At 46.9% G+C, this 16,644-nt stretch carries 13 protein-coding genes; 3 read left to right on the top strand and 10 right to left on the bottom strand.

Features of this window, described 5'->3' with window-relative positions; all coding sequences use genetic code 11:
- Positions 1 to 147: 147 nt before the first annotated feature.
- From AC0S1O_RS02945 to AC0S1O_RS02955, 3 genes are read left to right on the top strand one after another with little or no spacing between them, the layout of a single operon-like run.
- A complete protein-coding gene (locus tag AC0S1O_RS02945; protein WP_475394269.1) occupies positions 148 to 2,391 on the top strand; it encodes a DNA topoisomerase I in 2,244 nt (747 codons plus the stop codon).
- Positions 2,381 to 3,235, top strand: a complete 855-nt coding sequence (locus AC0S1O_RS02950) for a presenilin family intramembrane aspartyl protease PSH (protein ID WP_475394270.1) — start codon at positions 2,381 to 2,383, stop codon at positions 3,233 to 3,235. Before AC0S1O_RS02945 ends, AC0S1O_RS02950 begins: the two co-directional genes overlap by 11 nt.
- A gap of 43 nt (positions 3,236 to 3,278) precedes the next feature.
- The gene (locus AC0S1O_RS02955) at positions 3,279 to 4,286 is read left to right on the top strand and encodes a metal ABC transporter substrate-binding protein (protein WP_475394271.1); all 1,008 of its coding nucleotides are present in this window, start codon (positions 3,279 to 3,281) and stop codon (positions 4,284 to 4,286) included.
- Here AC0S1O_RS02955 and AC0S1O_RS02960 read toward each other — a convergent pair whose 3' ends face one another.
- The 10 genes from AC0S1O_RS02960 to AC0S1O_RS03005 form a co-directional block, all read right to left on the bottom strand.
- Positions 4,287 to 4,619, bottom strand: coding sequence for a hypothetical protein (locus tag AC0S1O_RS02960; protein WP_475394272.1), 333 nt, complete (start codon positions 4,617 to 4,619; stop codon positions 4,287 to 4,289). It abuts the gene before it with no gap.
- The gene (locus AC0S1O_RS02965) at positions 4,616 to 6,136 is read right to left on the bottom strand and encodes an AMP phosphorylase (RefSeq protein WP_475394273.1); all 1,521 of its coding nucleotides are present in this window, start codon (positions 6,134 to 6,136) and stop codon (positions 4,616 to 4,618) included. Before AC0S1O_RS02965 ends, AC0S1O_RS02960 begins: the two co-directional genes overlap by 4 nt.
- Entirely contained in the window at positions 6,108 to 7,031 is a 924-nt protein-coding gene (locus AC0S1O_RS02970) for a ribose 1,5-bisphosphate isomerase (RefSeq protein ID WP_475394274.1), read from the bottom strand. The genes AC0S1O_RS02965 and AC0S1O_RS02970 overlap by 29 nt, the downstream gene beginning before the upstream one ends.
- Before the next feature lie 28 nt (positions 7,032 to 7,059).
- Positions 7,060 to 7,404, bottom strand: coding sequence for a YlbF/YmcA family competence regulator (locus AC0S1O_RS02975; RefSeq protein ID WP_475394275.1), 345 nt, complete (start codon positions 7,402 to 7,404; stop codon positions 7,060 to 7,062).
- Between the two features lie 40 nt (positions 7,405 to 7,444).
- Positions 7,445 to 7,744, bottom strand: coding sequence for a hypothetical protein (locus AC0S1O_RS02980; RefSeq protein ID WP_475394276.1), 300 nt, complete (start codon positions 7,742 to 7,744; stop codon positions 7,445 to 7,447).
- Positions 7,745 to 7,774: 30 nt separating this feature from the next.
- Complete coding sequence (gene guaB / locus AC0S1O_RS02985; protein WP_475394277.1) at positions 7,775 to 9,223, bottom strand: IMP dehydrogenase; 1,449 nt, start codon at positions 9,221 to 9,223, stop codon at positions 7,775 to 7,777.
- 53 nt (positions 9,224 to 9,276) lie between these two features.
- Positions 9,277 to 13,854 (bottom strand): protease pro-enzyme activation domain-containing protein, encoded by a 4,578-nt coding sequence (locus AC0S1O_RS02990; protein WP_475394278.1) that lies wholly within the window; start codon positions 13,852 to 13,854, stop codon positions 9,277 to 9,279.
- A gap of 112 nt (positions 13,855 to 13,966) precedes the next feature.
- A complete protein-coding gene (locus AC0S1O_RS02995; RefSeq protein ID WP_475394279.1) occupies positions 13,967 to 15,013 on the bottom strand; it encodes an alkaline phosphatase family protein in 1,047 nt (348 codons plus the stop codon).
- On the bottom strand, positions 14,997 to 16,193 hold the full coding sequence (locus AC0S1O_RS03000; protein ID WP_475394280.1) for a cation:proton antiporter: 1,197 nt from the start codon (positions 16,191 to 16,193) through the stop codon (positions 14,997 to 14,999). The genes AC0S1O_RS02995 and AC0S1O_RS03000 overlap by 17 nt, the downstream gene beginning before the upstream one ends.
- Complete coding sequence (locus tag AC0S1O_RS03005; RefSeq protein WP_475394281.1) at positions 16,183 to 16,626, bottom strand: CBS domain-containing protein; 444 nt, start codon at positions 16,624 to 16,626, stop codon at positions 16,183 to 16,185. The genes AC0S1O_RS03000 and AC0S1O_RS03005 overlap by 11 nt, the downstream gene beginning before the upstream one ends.
- Positions 16,627 to 16,644: the final 18 nt, after the last annotated feature.

Below are 16,644 nucleotides of genomic sequence, written 5' to 3' on the forward strand. Positions count from 1 at the left end.
GTGAAACCCCCTTCGTGGTTTAGAAAGGGGGCTTCGCCCCCGGGAACCGGGTTTGGTGTATCTTTACTTTATTATTTGGGGGTTTAGAAAGGGGGCTTTGCCCCCTTCTTGGCAAAGATTTTTTTACTACTTCCCTTTTTATGGCCCGTGAACATTCTTGTAATTGCGGAAAAGCGCAATGCAGCGCAGCGTATTGCAAAGATTCTCTCAGGTGGGAAATTTGAAACGGTAAAGAAGGGGAGAAACGTGTATTACTCTTTCTCCATGGCAGATGATAGATACTTCGTGGTGCCCCTTCGTGGGCATATTTTACAACTTGATTATCCTGAAAAGTTCAAAAGTTGGAACTTGAAGGACCTCCAGAAACTGGTTGATGAGGAGCCTGTGAAGATCGTTAAGGAGAAGGGCGTGGTGTCAATTTTAAAAAATTTGGCCAAGGATGCGAATTTACTCATAATAGCCACAGATTACGATAGGGAGGGAGAATTAATAGGAGTGGAGGCCCTGAGCATCTCCGGCTACAGGGGCAAGGTAAAAAGGGCAAAGTTCAGCGCTCTGACAGAGCAGGAGATAAAAAATGCTTTTGAGAACCTGGTGGATGTGAATTACAATCTTGCCAGTGCAGCGGAGACGAGGCAGAAGATAGACCTTGCGTGGGGTGCATCGCTCACGCGTTTTATATCCCTTGCATCTGGAAGAAGGGGCAAGGATTACCTCTCTGTTGGAAGGGTTCAGAGCCCCACTCTTGCCCTCATAGTAAAGAGAGAGAGGGAAATTGAGAGTTTTGAGCCCACTCCCTACTGGAACATAGGTGCTAAGTTCCAAAAGCGTAGAATATTCAGGGGAGAGCACATTGCAAATCCATTCTGGAAAGAGGAGGAGGCAAAGAAGATATATGAAAAAATAAAGGATTGTAATGTTGGGAAGGTTCTTGAATACGTTGAGGGAACGAAAAAGATAAGGCCTCCGCCACCATTCAACACAACCGAATTTCTGAGTGAGGCCACAAAATTGGGATTCTCTGCTGCCAGAGCCATGCGTATTGCTGAGGACCTCTATATGGGTGGCTACATATCCTATCCCAGGACAGATAACACAGTTTATCCCAGAAGTTTGAACATAAATGGCATACTGAAATCCCTTGAAAAATCAAAGTTCTCCGAGGATGTGAAAAAACTTCAGAAGGAGCGCAGGAAGTATCCAACAAGGGGTAAGAAGGAGAGCAAGGACCATCCTCCAATCGTACCCATGCGCGGTGCAAAACTGGATGGTGAGCGCGGTAAAATTTATGAACTCATAGTTAGAAGATTCTTGGCCACTCTTGCCCCTGATCTGGAATATGAGGAGAGCATCGCAAAGATAGACATATTGGACGAGATCTTTGTGAGTAAGGGAAGGAGAATTCTGAACGAGGGCTGGCACTATTACTATCCCTATTCCAGGTTTGAAGAGATCCCCATGCCCAGATTGAAGGAGGGTGATGAAGTCAGGGTTAAGGGTGTGGACATTGTGAAGAAGGAAACAAAGCCCCCCAGCAGATACACCCAATCCTCGTTGCTCAAGGAGATGGAAAAACTGAATCTGGGTACAAAGAGCACCCGGGCCGAGATAATTCAGAAACTATTTGAGAGGGGTTATGTGAGGGGGAATCCAATAAGACCTACGGAGCTTGGAAAGGCACTGATAGACTCCCTTGAGAAGAACAGGGTGGATGTTGTGAAGCCAGATATGACGGCAAAATTGGAGAGGGATATGGACAGAATCGAAGAGGGATCCGTTAGTGGGGATTACGTGGTTAGGGAATCAAGGGAGATGCTGAAGGACATACTGAAATCCCTGGAGGAAAATAGGGGTGATGTTGGAAAGAGCATCGGAAGTTCAATGCGCATCGAAATAGGGGAGTGTCCGGAGGGCGGAAAACTCATCTACCTTGAGAGGAAGAAGCTTGTTGTGTGCGAGAACGGAGAGTCCACGAAGTTTTACAATTTGCCAAAGACAGGACATGTTGAATTTCTGAAGCAAAAATGCCCTGTGTGTGGATTGCCCCTCATCAGGGTAGTTCGCAGGGGGCAGAGTCCGGAGGTGAGATGCCTCGATCCAAAATGCGAGTATAACAGGAAAAAGGATGTTGTTGGCAAGTGTCCCAAATGTGGTGGAGATCTTGTTATAAGGCAATCCCGCAATGGTAAACGTTTCATAGGATGCTCAAATTATCCAAAATGCGATGTGACATATCCCCTGCCCCAGAAGGGTCAGGTGATTCCCACGGGAGAGGTATGCCCCTACTGCGGTGCGCCGTTGATAATCATAAGAAAGAAAGGGCGCAGGGACTGGAAGATATGTCCGAATATGAACTGCGAGTACAACCGGAGGAAGAAGGATGAAGAGTGAAACTCTGGCCCAGATAAATATGATGCTTATCTTTCTGGTGGCCAACGTAATGGCCCTTCTTCTCTTTCCAGCCTACACCATATACGAGGGAGGATTGGGAGAGGAGGGTAGTAATCCATGGGTTGCCGTTTACTATCTCATCTACGTCATAGTTGTGACCCTTTTAATAGTGTTCATAGCCAAAAAGGGAAAGAAAAATCTCCTTCGGGGCATATTTTACTTTGCGATTGCCTGGGCCATGTGGTATGCAATCTTTCCCCTGCTGTACTATTTTTACATACCCTACTCGGACCTCATCTCCCTGGCCATATCTGTGCTTCTAACAATTCTCCTCATAAAAAATTCCGAGTGGTACGTGATAAATCTTGTGGGTATCCTTACCACCGTGGGTGTTGCGCTTATATTTGGCTTGAGTTTGACCCTGATACCGATAATCGTGCTTCTCAGTTTATTTGCGATTTACGATGCCATCGCTGTTTACATGAGCAAGCACATGGTTGCCCTCGCGGATTCTGCCATTGAGCACAAGTTACCTGCAATGTTTGTGGTGCCCGCGAAAAAGGGATATTCCTTCAAAAGGGCCAGGGGTAGACCTGGAAAGGGTACCCAGAGGGAGGCATATTATATGGGATATGGGGATGTTCTAATTCCTGGAATACTGGTTGTTGCCGCAGAGAGGAATTTTGGCATGCTTGGAGGGATATTCACGCTTGCAGGTGCCCTGGCTGCCATGCTCCTTCTTTTTGTTATGGTAAACACCGGAAAGCCACAGCCCGGATTGCCATATCTTAACGCGGGTGCCCTGGCAGGTTTGATTGTTTACCTTCTTTTATTCATTTGCTGATTTCTGGGCAATTTTTATATTTGCGTTAGGTATAACCTAACCGATGAGAAGGGCAATAGCACTGTTGGTTATATTTGCTTTGTTCGGATCATTCATTTCCTTCCTCCCAGGTGTGAGCGCAGATAGTGGGAAGAAGATAAATGTTGTGGCCACACTGGAGGTTTTCTCATACTTTGCCCGGGAGGTTGGAGGCTCCCGTGTAAATGTGAGTTACATAGTGCCTCAGGGTGAGGACATACATTCCTACTCTCTGACCTACGGGGATGTGAAAAAATTGCAATCTGCAGATCTCATAATTCTCGCATCCAGCCAGTTCTTTTCAATAGATAGAAACATAAGGGAAAAGGTTGAGGGTAAGGAAATCCTGGATTTTGAAGATTACCACGCCACACTTTATCCCCTCGGTAACTTCAAAAGAAACGTGCACGGATACTGGCTCTACCCTCCAAATGCCCTTAACATAACGAGGGCAATCGAAAAAAAATTGGAAGAAATGGATCCAGCGGGATCTGCCTATTATGAAGAGAATTTTCTGAAATTCGAGAAACATCTTGAACTCGCCCTTGAGAATGTTAGAGAGATGGCCAAGAATGCGAATTTGGGAAATAAAACCGCTCTTCTAACGGTTCCCGGGGCCTTTTATGTGGTTAAATATCTGGGCATATCTGTGGAGGGCACGATCTTGGAGGGCCCGCATCAGTTCATAAGCGAGAAGGAACTGAGCAGGGTGAAGAGGGATATTCAGAATGGAAAGATAAATTTCATAGTGGATGTGCAATCTCTCCAGAGCTCAAGATCCGGCCAAATTGCAATTCAGTTGTCCAGGGAAACCGGGGTGAAAATTGTTTATATTGACATATTCTCAACGTCAAATTACACCCAGTTGCTTATGAAGGATGCCTCCATACTATCCTCTGCCCGTTACGTGGACAGTTATGGAAACGAGAATTGTAATTGTGATTTTTATCTAGTGACTTCAATACTCCTCTCCATAATCTCCATTGTGCTTTTCCTCATGGCCTATGATTACAGAAGAGAGTTATTAAAATGATCAAACGAATTTCCTGAATTTCAAAGCCATGCCCTTACCCTGTCTCACAACCTTGCAAAGTACCCTGATGCGCTGGCCCTGGTACAGGGAGAGAGGTGCGTGGATTAGTGTAATTTCCCCTTTTCCATCACTTATGATGCAGGTTCTGTGTGTGCTATCCATGCTCAAATAAATTGCCCTCTGAAGCGGTGATGAGGAGTCCACGATGATGTAGTTCTTGAGCCGGTCTTCCTTTATGGGATATATTGTTTCTACAAAACCCTCCGTGATTATCCACTTGCCAATATCCTCTGCGGAAATTTGAGAGAGTGGGAGAAATTTTGCCCTTTTCATTTTTTGTAAGACGGGATTCGCTCAAGCAGCATTCCCTCAATTTTCAATGGTTTTAGCATTTTGGCGAGTTTAACCGCCTCTTCCAGTTTGGCCTTGGAATCCGCGTAGATCACGTATAGCACTTCTCCCTTTTCCGTTTTCTCACTCTTTTTCCTGTTGAGCAGTATTCCTGCACCCTTGTCCTTTGGTGCTCCTGCGGTTCTTGCAATCTTCACCAGCGCCTTATTGGAGACAATTGAGATGTACCCGTCCTCAGGCGAGTGTATTTCCGCCTTGTATTTGCCTATTGGCACATCCTCGCTCTTTTCAATTCCCCTTGAACCCTGGGCGTTGATTATTTCGAGGAACTTTTCCCTTGCTTTTCCACTTTTCAGAACATCCTTTGCCATGGCCTTTCCCTCGCCCCTCTCTGCCACGTTTCCCAGTTCAAGGAGCATTCCTGCGATGTCAGTGGCCTTTTCAATTAGGGAGTTGCTCACGGTTTTTCCCTCAAGGGCCTGCATTGCCTCCCGAGCCTCAAGGGCCGGGCCTATTGCACGACCGATGGGCTGTCCACCGTAGGTAACGGCCGCCTCGATGGTTATGCCCAACCTCTCTCCGAGTTCTATGAAGTCCATGGCGTATTTTCTCGCGGTCTTCTCGTCAGGCACCTTTGTTTCTGGACCCATTGGAATGTCAAGAACCATGTAATTCGCGCCCACTGCCTTCTTCTTTGCCATCACGCTGGCCAGGACCTGGGAATGGGGGTCTATTCCAAGGGGATACTCAACCTTCACGATCTTGTCGTCGGCAGGTGCAAGATTAACCGCACCACCCCACGTGAGTGTGGCTCCCACATCATCAACAATCCTCCTTATGTCCTTAACGCTCAGTTTCACGTTGGTGAGCACCTCCATAAGATCAGCTGTGCCTGCGGCACTGCTTATGGCCCTTGATGATGTTTTCGGTATTTTCAGTCCCATGCTGGCCGCTATTGGCACGGCTATGGGTGCATACTTATTTCCGGGCACGCCTCCTATGCTGTGCACGTCAAACACGGTGTATTCAAAATCAATAGTTTCGCCTGTTTCCACCATTGCCTTTGTCATCCACTCGGTCTCATCCATGTCCATGCCACGGATCTGAATCGCCGTCACGTAGGATGCCAGTTCAATGTTTGATAGACTATCGTCCACTATGTCCCTCACGATCTGATATATCTCGTCCTTTGTGAGTTTTCCACCGGAGATCTTTTTCTTTATATAGTCCACGCTCATAGGCCTGACAGTTGGAGCGATGTTCACCTTATCTCCATTTTTCACGCTTAATTTCTCACTGATCTCAACGAACATCCCTATCTCTCCCTTTCTAATCATACTTTCAGAGATGTTCACTATGGCTGTTGTTACCGTGCCCCTCCTTGTGACCTTAACCCTGTCCTGGGGGTGCAATCCAAGTTCCTTTGCATCTTCCTCGTTCAATATGATCTCCAATCCTCCAACTTCCACATCAATCCTCTTTACCTTCAATTCCAACATTCATCACCTCCTTTATTATCTCATACGCAAGATAGGGGGAAATCACACCCTTCTCGGTAACTATCGCGTCTATGTACTCTGGAGGAGTGGCATCAAACACGGGATTTCTGAATTTCACGCCCGGGAAATCATCGGGATTTGCAATCTCTCTGGGATCGCGCTCCTCAATCTTCACCAGTTTTCCTATTACCGTTTCTGGAGAGAATTTGTAGGTTTCAGCGCAAACTATGAAGGGTACCCTTGCCTCATGGGCAGCCAGAGCAATTTGGGATGTGCCTATTTTGTTTATAACTGCGCCGTTGCTGGCTATGGTATCCGCTCCCACAACAACAATGTCCACATCCCTCATGAAATAACGAACCGCAGAGTCCACGATCATTGTAACGTCTATTCCTTCCCTTGCCAGAGCCCTTGCGGTTATGTGTCCCTGTAACCATGGCCTCGTTTCCGTGTTGAAAACGCGAATTTTCTTTCCATCCCTGTGTGCCTGGATTATGCACTGCAAAGCGGCTGAAGAGTTGCAGTGTGTGAGTATGGTCGCCCCATCGGGAATTCTCCCAGCCCCGTATTTTCCTATGATCTCAAGTGCCTCTTCGGATCTTTTTATGAATTCTTCCGCATTTTTTATTATGGATTTACGCAGGTCTTCCACATTTTCCCCCTTTGCCCTGTTGACCACATAGTAAACAGCATTCTTGAGCGAAACTGCTGTGGGCCTCGTGGAGATAAGGTACTCTTTTACACTCTCCAGATCTTCGTAAAATCTCTCAATGTTTCCTTCAAAATCCTCGGCAAAATATTTCAGGGCCAGGGCAGCGGCCCTTCCGATACGACCGGCCCCACGAATCTCCATGCTCTTTATCTTTTTTCCTATATCTTCAACTCTCGCGTACATGGAATAAGGGATATGCCCCTTATTCTATTTATCCCTTTTGCTCCTCTTCCATGGATTCCACTATGGCCTGGTTTGTGGATTCAATGAGTTTCTTGAACTTATCCTCGGCCTCCGTGTACCTCTTCATTGTTTCGCTGTTCATAATATCCTGCTCGAGTTTCTGCAATTCCACCATATTATCGTTTATGTTCTCCCCAGTCATCTGTTTGAGTTGAATTTCCTGGGCCTTGGCGTTGTAATCATTCAAAAGTTTCTGCGTATCCTTATCTCCATCAAGGGCCTTCTGTGCTTCAATAAGTTCCTTATACTCTTCCGACTCCTTCAGGGCCTTGCCCAGTTCCTTTGCCTTTTTTATTATCTCCTCATTACTCATGTCTAACCCTAGGCTTCATATTTAATAAAACTTTGGAAGTTCATTCATCCAAGCCAAGAAGGTGGTAGAGGTCCTTTGCTTCCTTTCCATCCCATATCTTGCGTGGCCCCTTCTTCTCGGCGGAGAGCATGAGAAACCTGTTCTTCTGTTTCAGAGGGATGATAAAATACTCCTCGTAGTCCCTTCCGTTGTAGAGCACGATTTTTACCTTGTTCTCGCTTCTCTCTCCAGTTTTCGGGTCGAGGTACTCGTATCTCACAAATTTTCCGCAATCCACAAGGTTCCGTACCTCTATTTTTCCCTTCTTTGATTTTGTAAGCACATCTTCCGGGTATTCCATGGTTTAAAAATGGGAAGATAGGTTAAATAATTAACTCATGGGGTAATTTGGCGCCTCACTTATTATGTTGACATCGTGGGGATGGCTCTCTTTGAGTCCCGCATTTGTGATTCTCACAAATTTTGCCCTCTTCCACAGTTCCTCCACGTTTCTCGCCCCTATGTAACCCATACCCGATTTCATCCCACCAACAAGTTGGAATATCACCTCTTCAACCCTGCCCTTGTAGGGTACGGCCGCCTCCACTCCCTCGGGCACAAGTTTTCCCTTGCCAAGTTTTCCGTAACGATCCGATATGCCCTTTTGCATGGCACCCAGGGAGCCCATACCTCTATACACCTTGAATTTTCTTCCACCTATGATCATCTCCCTTCCCGGGGATTCCTCTGTTCCAGCGAGGAGACTTCCAAGCATAACCGCGCTAGCTCCCGCTGCAAGGGCCTTGACTATGTCTCCAGAATATCTTATTCCTCCATCCGCTATAACAGGCACTCCGTGTTCATGGGCAACATCTGCCGTCTGGCCTATTGCCTCAAGTTGGGGCACGCCTATTCCCGCCACCACTCTGGTTGTGCATATGGAGCCAGGACCTATTCCAACCCTTAGAGCGTCCACATCCAGAGCAATCAAATCCTCTGCCGCTTCCCTGGTTGCTATGTTCCCCGCTATGAGATCAACATCCACTATTTTGCGGATCTTCTTTATGCTCTCCATCACATGCTCGTTGTGTGCGTGGGCAGTGTCTATAACGAGAACATCCACCTCTGCATCCAGAAGTTTTTTAGCACGGGTCTCGTCAAACGGACCTATTGCTGCACCGACCATGAGCCGTCCATCCGAGTCCCTGAGAGCATCCGGGTACCTCTCCCTCTTCAGTATGTCCTTGGCCGTTATGAGTCCGACGAGCTTTCCATCCTTCACTATTGGTAATTTTTCGATGCGATGCTCGTGCATTATTTTTATGGCCTCCTCCATGGTTATGCCCTCTGGAGCTGTGATCACGTCCTTGGTCATAACGGAAGAGACCTTTATTCTTTCACCCCTGTAAAATCTTATGTCCCTGTTGGTCAAGATTCCAACAAGTTTATCGTTTTCCACCACGGGAAGACCTGCTATTTTGTTCTCTCTCATCAACCTCTCTGCCTCTTCTATAGTGGTATCTGGAGTTATCGTGTGCAAATCTCTTATTATCAGGCTCTCCTCCTTCTTCACCCTTCTCACAAGTTCTACCTGCTCCTCAATGGTGATGTTTCTGTGAATTATGCCAAGTGCTCCAATCTCTGCGAGGGCGATTGCCATTCTATCCTCTGTGACGGTATCCATGGGAGAACTCAAAATTGGAATTTTTGCCTTTATATGCCTGGTTATATGGGAGGAAACATCCACATCCTTTGGCTCCACCGGGCTCCTGGAGGGCTGGAGAAGAACGTCATCAAAGGTGAGACCTATCTTTGCATTTTTCAGCTTTTCTTCAAACATAGCCCTTATAATGAATCATCGTTTTAAATTTTTCCCCAAAAAAGAAGAAAAAATTATAGGGAAATGGATCTGATAGGTATGGCGCAGGTCTCCATGCTGTGTATGTGCATTGTGTAGAGTTCCTGAAGCACATTTGTGTTGCTCGATGGATCTGTGTGGTGTGCCACTATTGATGGGTTCACGTGTATATCTATGGAAGTGCTCTCTCCACTCAGCCAATCGACGATAGCCTTAAGGAGAGCGTTGCCTGTGGAGGAATCGGTATTTTCCACGGCTTCGAAGGAGAATGCTGTGAACACGGTTCTGTAGGTAGAAGTATTGACGAAGTCACCGGTAACGTAGCCATCGGAGGTTGAATAGAAGAGGGCGTGGCCATAGGAGCTGAGACCGAGTTCATCGTCGTAGTTGGTGAATGGGTAATTGGAGAGGGAAATTGAAGAGAAGCTGGCTGCGAATGTACCGGACACGCCAGCGACTGTAGAATAGCCCACATCGTTGGCCACGTAATCCACGCCCAGGTAATTGGTTATGAACGTGTTAGATATACTTTCATCGTACCCGCCAGTAACTTCGTACAGGAAGTCCTGGGAGCTCAGGTATAGTGCTCCACCATTGTTGAGGTAAGTTTCAAGGTTTGACTGATCTGTGGAGGAGAGTATGTTTGACCAGGCAGATCCAGTGGTCCAGATGACCACGGGGTACTGTTCAAGTGTGCTGGCCGATGGAGAGCCAGATGAGCTGATATCCCACACATCGTATGAATAGCCATCGGCGTCAAGGGCATCTGTGAAGTAGGATTTGTAGGAGGACGCACCGTTATCAAGTACGAGCAGTATTTTGAGAGTTGAAGGAGATGGGCTTGGAGGTGCCTGAGGAGTAGCAGAGACCTCATTGCTGGCAGGGGACTCTCCAGCAGAGTTAACGGCGGTAACGTAGTAATAGTAGGTCTGTCCATTTGTAACGGAAGTATCGTTGTATGAGAGCGATGAGGTTTCGGTCAGGTACGATTCACCACCGCTGCTGGTGCCACGATAAATCTTGTACTCAGTAATTGTGGCACCACCATTGCTTGAAGGAGCCTGCCAGGAAAGCTGTACATACCCATTACCAGCGCTTGCCTGCAGGTTTTGTGGTGCACTCGGCGCTGTGGGTGAGGGTGCTGGCGACTCCTCCGGATACAGCCAATCGACAATAGCCTTAAGGAGAGCGTTACCTGTGGAGGAATCGGTATTTTCCACGGCTTCGAAGGAGAATGCTGTGAACACGGTTCTGTAGGTAGAAGTATTGACGAAGTCACCGGTAACGTAGCCATCGGAGGTTGAATAGAAGAGGGCGTGGCCATAGGAGCTGAGACCGAGTTCATCGTCGTAGTTGGTGAATGGGTAATTGGAGAGGGAAATTGAAGAGAAGCTGGCTGCGAATGTACCGGACACGCCAGCGACTGTAGAATAGCCCACATCGTTGGCCACGTAATCCACGCCCAGGTAATTGGTTATGAACGTGTTAGATATACTTTCATCGTACCCGCCAGTAACTTCGTACAGGAAGTCCTGGGAGCTCAGGTATAGTGCTCCACCATTGTTGAGGTAAGTTTCAAGGTTTGACTGATCTGTGGAGGAGAGTATGTTTGACCAGGCAGATCCAGTGGTCCAGATGACCACGGGGTACTGTTCAAGTGTGCTGGCCGATGGAGAGCCAGATGAGCTGATATCCCACACATCGTATGAATAGCCATCGGCGTCAAGGGCATCTGTGAAGTAGGATTTGTAGGAGGACGCACCGTTATCAAGTACGAGCAGTATTTTGAGAGTTGAAGGAGATGGGCTTGGAGGTGCCTGAGGAGTAGCAGAGACCTCATTGCTGGCAGGGGACTCTCCAGCAGAGTTAACGGCGGTAACGTAGTAATAGTAGGTCTGTCCATTTGTAACGGAAGTATCGTTGTATGAGAGCGATGAGGTTTCGGTCAGGTACGATTCACCACCGCTGCTGGTGCCACGATAAATCTTGTACTCAGTAATTGTTGCACCACCGTTGCTTGAAGGAGCCTGCCAGGAAAGCTGTACATACCCATTACCAGCGCTTGCCTGCAGGTTCTGAGGTGCAGATGGAGCAGATGCAGATGCCTGAGGAGTAGCAGAGACCTCATTGCTGGCAGGGGACTCTCCAGCAGAGTTAACGGCGGTAACGTAGTAATAGTAGGTCTGTCCATTTGTAACGGAAGTATCGTTGTATGAGAGCGATGAGGTTTCGGTCAGGTACGATTCACCACCGCTGCTGGTGCCACGATAAATCTTGTACTCAGTAATTGTGGCACCACCATTGCTTGAAGGAGCCTGCCAGGAAAGCTGTACATACCCATTACCAGCGCTTGCCTGCAGGTTTTGTGGTGCACTCGGCGCTGTGGGTGAGGTGCTTCCGCTGTTTACCGTTAATGTGAGTTGTATGGTATTGGTTAGGTTACCCCAATGGCCTGTTGTGTGATTGTAGGAATATGCAGTTAACACCAAATTGTAAGTTCCAGCAGGGGTGGAGGATGATGTTTGAATATTCACGGTTAACGAGGATGCCGCACCATTGCCCGCGGGATGCACATAATTTGCGGAGTAACTCACAGTTGCTCCCGACGGTAATCCACTTATCTGGAAATGGCCAACATCCACAGTCCAATCGTATGGGAACGCTACATTTATTGTGTATGAAGCTGTATTTCCTGCCGTAACCGTGACGCTGGTTGATGAAGAAGATAGTTTGAAACCTATATCGTGGATGAAATTCCAGGCGTTTATAACTCCCCAACCAGAAACCTGATCCCAGCCTGTGCCTGCAGAACCACCACCGCCAGTTGCACCTTGGGTAACATCAAAGTATGGGGGCGAATTGGAATACATTCCATTGTGGTAGTAATCGTATCCCAGTTTGTAGATTATTGGATTCAAGAAACCGAGTCCATGGTTTGAAATTCTATAGTTCACTCCTACATACGCATCCATCATTGCCACCATGCCCGCAGTAACGGGACACGCAACAGAGGTTCCAGCTACAGCGCTCCACTGGGTACCACTACTGCTACTCACATAAATCAGAGTGTGATTTCCCATGGCGGAAACATCTGCTGTTACCCTTCCATTATAACTTCCGATGTAATTACTCTGCCAGGATGGTTCGGAGTATACAGAACTAACGCCGCTCTGAGTTCCCCAGTGATCTCCAGCACTATTGGTACTTGTGGTATCGTACCACACAACCTCACTACTTCTTGGATTTGCGAGATTTGTGTTGTATCCCATAGTGGCATAATCGTCAAGGGTGGTGTGATCCACTCCATTTGGTATAGGAGTGGTTCCTCCAACTGCAAGGAATCCATAATCATCATAGGCAGCCGTGGATGGCTCACTTGGGGATGTGGTGTCTCCATCATCTCCACTTGAGGCCATAACGGTGACACCCATTGCCTCAAGGGCCTTGACATCATTCATCGTGGTACTGCTCACCTGATAATCTCCGCCGCCCCAAGAATTGCTAACAGCCACAAGAACTGGGCTACTCTCTGCTGCCAGCGTATTCAGGATGTAATTGTACTCATTATCTGGGAAATTGCTCTCCGATGGTCCTCCACTGCTTCCTCCCGGCCCGTAAACGCAGAATGCATCCACTCCTGGCGCCAGAGTTCCAACCATCTCAAGATCCAGTTCATTCTCAGTGGATACCTGTCCATCTGTATTGCTACCCGGAGCAACCGTGCCGCTCGTTCCATAGTAATGCACGGTGGACATTACTCCGAGGTTTTGAATCCAGGTGGGTATCACATGCTGATAGTAATATGTAACCGCATCTGGGTCAAAGGGGGCATATTGATTTCCGTAGGAATCGGCACCTTCCCAAAGGACGGTGGCAACCCTCAAACCCGTGGCGAAAATATGGGTATTGCTTGCGGATCCGTCAGGGGTATTGTTGTAGAGTTCGTAAACATGGTACATTTTGGATACATCAGCACCACTAAGGTAATCTATTCCACTTGATGCTGTGTAGTAGTGCAGTTTGAATCTTGTTGCATTGTTCAAACCATTGATGCCTGATATTATGTTTCTCAGGTTAAGTGGCACGCTGGGAGAGTTCATCGCCGCAAAATAATACCTGTTCAGGGAGGGGTTGTTTGACTTAAAGTATCCAAACTGCACATGCAGAAGGTTGCCGATCTTTTTGAAGGTATCATGGATCACTATGGCATTTCTCATGGGATAGGTGTATGCTATGTGCACATTGTTATTCCTTATCCAATTGAGCACCTGCACATATTCGTGGATAGAAGGTGCATATCTCGCTTTGAAATCCTGATAACTCAGGTATTTTCCAAAGTTGGGCGAACTGGGATTGTTCACCTCTTTCAAAAACTCATTCAGATTTTCCTCGTTTTTCCAGTTTAATCCTATGGTTACCCATATCTTCTGGTTCGGATTCACATATCCCATAAAGGTTCCCTGATGCAGGAGCCTTGGATTGAATCCGCTGGATATGGGTACCATGCTCTCTCCGTTGGCTGAGGCTGCAAAAATTGCCACAGAAAACACGCTGAAGACCATCAATGCAGCCACTATACATATAATTTCCTTATTTTTCTTCCCATATTCCATTACATCTACCACCTGTGCTAGGCAATCACATGCATGCGTCATGCGAAGGCCTAGCAGTGCTGGGGATATGCATTATGGTTATTTATTTTTTATGCTTATTTAAATACACGGCTCATGGCTCATAGAGAATGAAAGGCACGTACATCTCCTCAACGCTTAGTCCTCCGTGGAGCCCCCTGGCGTAGAAATTCTCGTACCATACTCCCTCGTATTCTTCGGGGAGAATAACCCTATCGGGAACGCGCATTCTCAACCTATCATTCTCTTTCCCGGGACCTAGGAGATTCAGGAAATCCTTTCCGCTCAAAATCCTCAGGTCCTCAGGTATTTGCTCTTCACCGTAGATGAACATGTCCCTTGGTCCACCACCGGGAGGTGCTGATTTTAATGGGATAATCCTCTTTTTTCTTATCTCTATCTGCCCGTGATCCGCTGAAACGATAATTGTTGTTTTTCTTGCCCTTTTTAATTTTTCAATTTCTGTGAATATTCTTTTCAATTCCTCCTCCGTCTCCCCTGAATGGGGTCCATAGGCATGCTGCACGGTGTCAAGATAATCTATGTAGAGATATATGAAATCGCTCTTATCCTTCCTTATCTTCTTGAATGCATCTTCAAGATTTCTGTAATCCTTTATCTCTGCACCCCTCAGCATGTGCGAGGAGTAGGTTGCATGCGCGTATTCCCTTCGCATATATGCGGAGCACCTTATCCCATTTGCATCCATTCTCTGGAATATTGTGGGCATGCGAAAAAGAGGTTCGGGATTTACGCCCAAATGAAGAAGAGCATCATTTTCCTCCGAATGCATTGGCGAGAATGGCAGTGTTTTAATGATTCCCCCATACTCCTCGTAGTACATGTACCATTCCAGCACTGCGTGTTCCTTGGGAGATAGCCCCGTGTAAATGGTGGTCAGTGCTGCCGCGGTTGTGCTTGGAAAAATGGAGGTTATCTTTTTCACATTGCAGAAATCTACATACTTTTTGAAAAGTTTGAAAAGGTTGTATCCCAGTGCATCCACGAGTATGAATATGAGAGAATCTGTCCGAACATCGCGAAATCCATCCAGCGCTAATGGGGTGTGCAAACCCATAATATTGAGTATCGTGTGGGGTATGTTGTAAACCCCATTTTTGTAGTCAGGAACTACCTCCATTTCCGATCCCTTCATACATTTTCTTCAGAACTACCGGCACCGTGAGGGATGATACAATCACGTACAAAATGGTTAGGGTTATCACCTGTGTTCCAAGCACGTTTCCAAATATGCCAGAGCCGTAGGCAAGGGTGGCTATGACGAGGGCAACCTCCATCTCGGGAACCATGCCAAATCCAACCCTTAAACTTTCCCTGCCTGTCAGTGAAGATATTCTTGATCCCAGTGCACAGCCAACCACCTTTCCAAGGAAAACGATTGGTATGATGGCAAGAAGCAAAAGATTGAACCCGGATAAATTTTGAAAATCCACAAGAGTTCCCACCTTAACGAAAAATACGGGTATGAAGAGGGAGTAGGCGATCATCTTCACAGGTTCAACTATTTTCCTTTCCTCACGGGACTGGCCTATGAACAGGCCCACAAAGAAAGCGCCCGTTATGGTTGCTATGTGTGCCAGGTCTGCAAAGTAGGCAAAGAGGAACATGAATCCCAGTGATATGGATACCAGGGCGTATCTGCCGTGCAAACTCCTGTCAACGTATTTGAGGGCGCGATCCATCAAATTGTACCTGTACACCAGGTAGAGGCCCGCGAAGAAGATAACCATGCCGATCAGAATTTCAATGATCTCTCCACTTCCAAGCACGATGGTTACCAGTATTATCCCGAATATGTCGTCGGCCACGGCCGCCGTTAATATCGTGTTTCCAACCCTCGTGTTCAGAATGCCCAGGTCCATCATGGTGCGCACCGTAACTCCCACGCTTGTGGCCGTGAATATGGTTGCAAAAACCGTGGATTGCTGCACAGACATTTTGAGGATGAAGAATGAGAATACATAAACAAAGAAGAATGTTAGAGCAACCCCAAGAGAACCTGCAAGAAGTCCGGATTTTCCTGATTTTTTCAGATCCGAAAAATTGGTTTCCATTCCTGATAGGAAAAGAAGCAGGAGTATTCCTGTTTCGGCAAAGAAATCAAAGGCAGGGTGCTTTATATCAAAGTTCAGGGGAAATGAATAATCTCCAACTATAATGCTCTGGGGCAGGGCAAATGCAATTGCAGAAAACAGAATGCCTATGGATATCTCGCCTATAACCGGGGGTTGCCCCTTCCTCATAAATATCTCATCCATCGTCTTGGCAAGTATGAGTGCCAATGCGAGTTCAATCAGCATTTTTAACACTCTGGAGCCACGCGGAGATAAGTTCCAAAACACTTAAATCTCCGAGAATGTGCATCTCCTCATCCACCACCGGTAACTCCTCAAGATTGTTTTTGAACATCTTAACGAGAGCGCTTGTGATGTCCTCATTGTCATGCACGTAGATTGGTGAGAGCATTATGTCCCTGGCCTTGGCATCTCCGCTCAGTAAGACTGGAAATCTATAAAGTATGTACTCTTCCGGGATGTACCTGTAGTAAAGGTACTGGATCACCTCATTCACGGGTATGATTCCAACGAGTTTGTTTTCCTTATTTATCACATAAACAGCCCGTGTCTTTGAATCTTCAACAATGGCCTCGGCCACTTTCAAAAGGGAATCGTCATCCTTTACAGCGGATGCATTCTGGGTGATCATATTTCTTATGTCCTTAACCCTCATCATTGGGCCAACAAATTGCAT

The sequence above is a fragment of the Candidatus Aciduliprofundum sp. HYA1 genome (genome assembly GCF_056175085.1).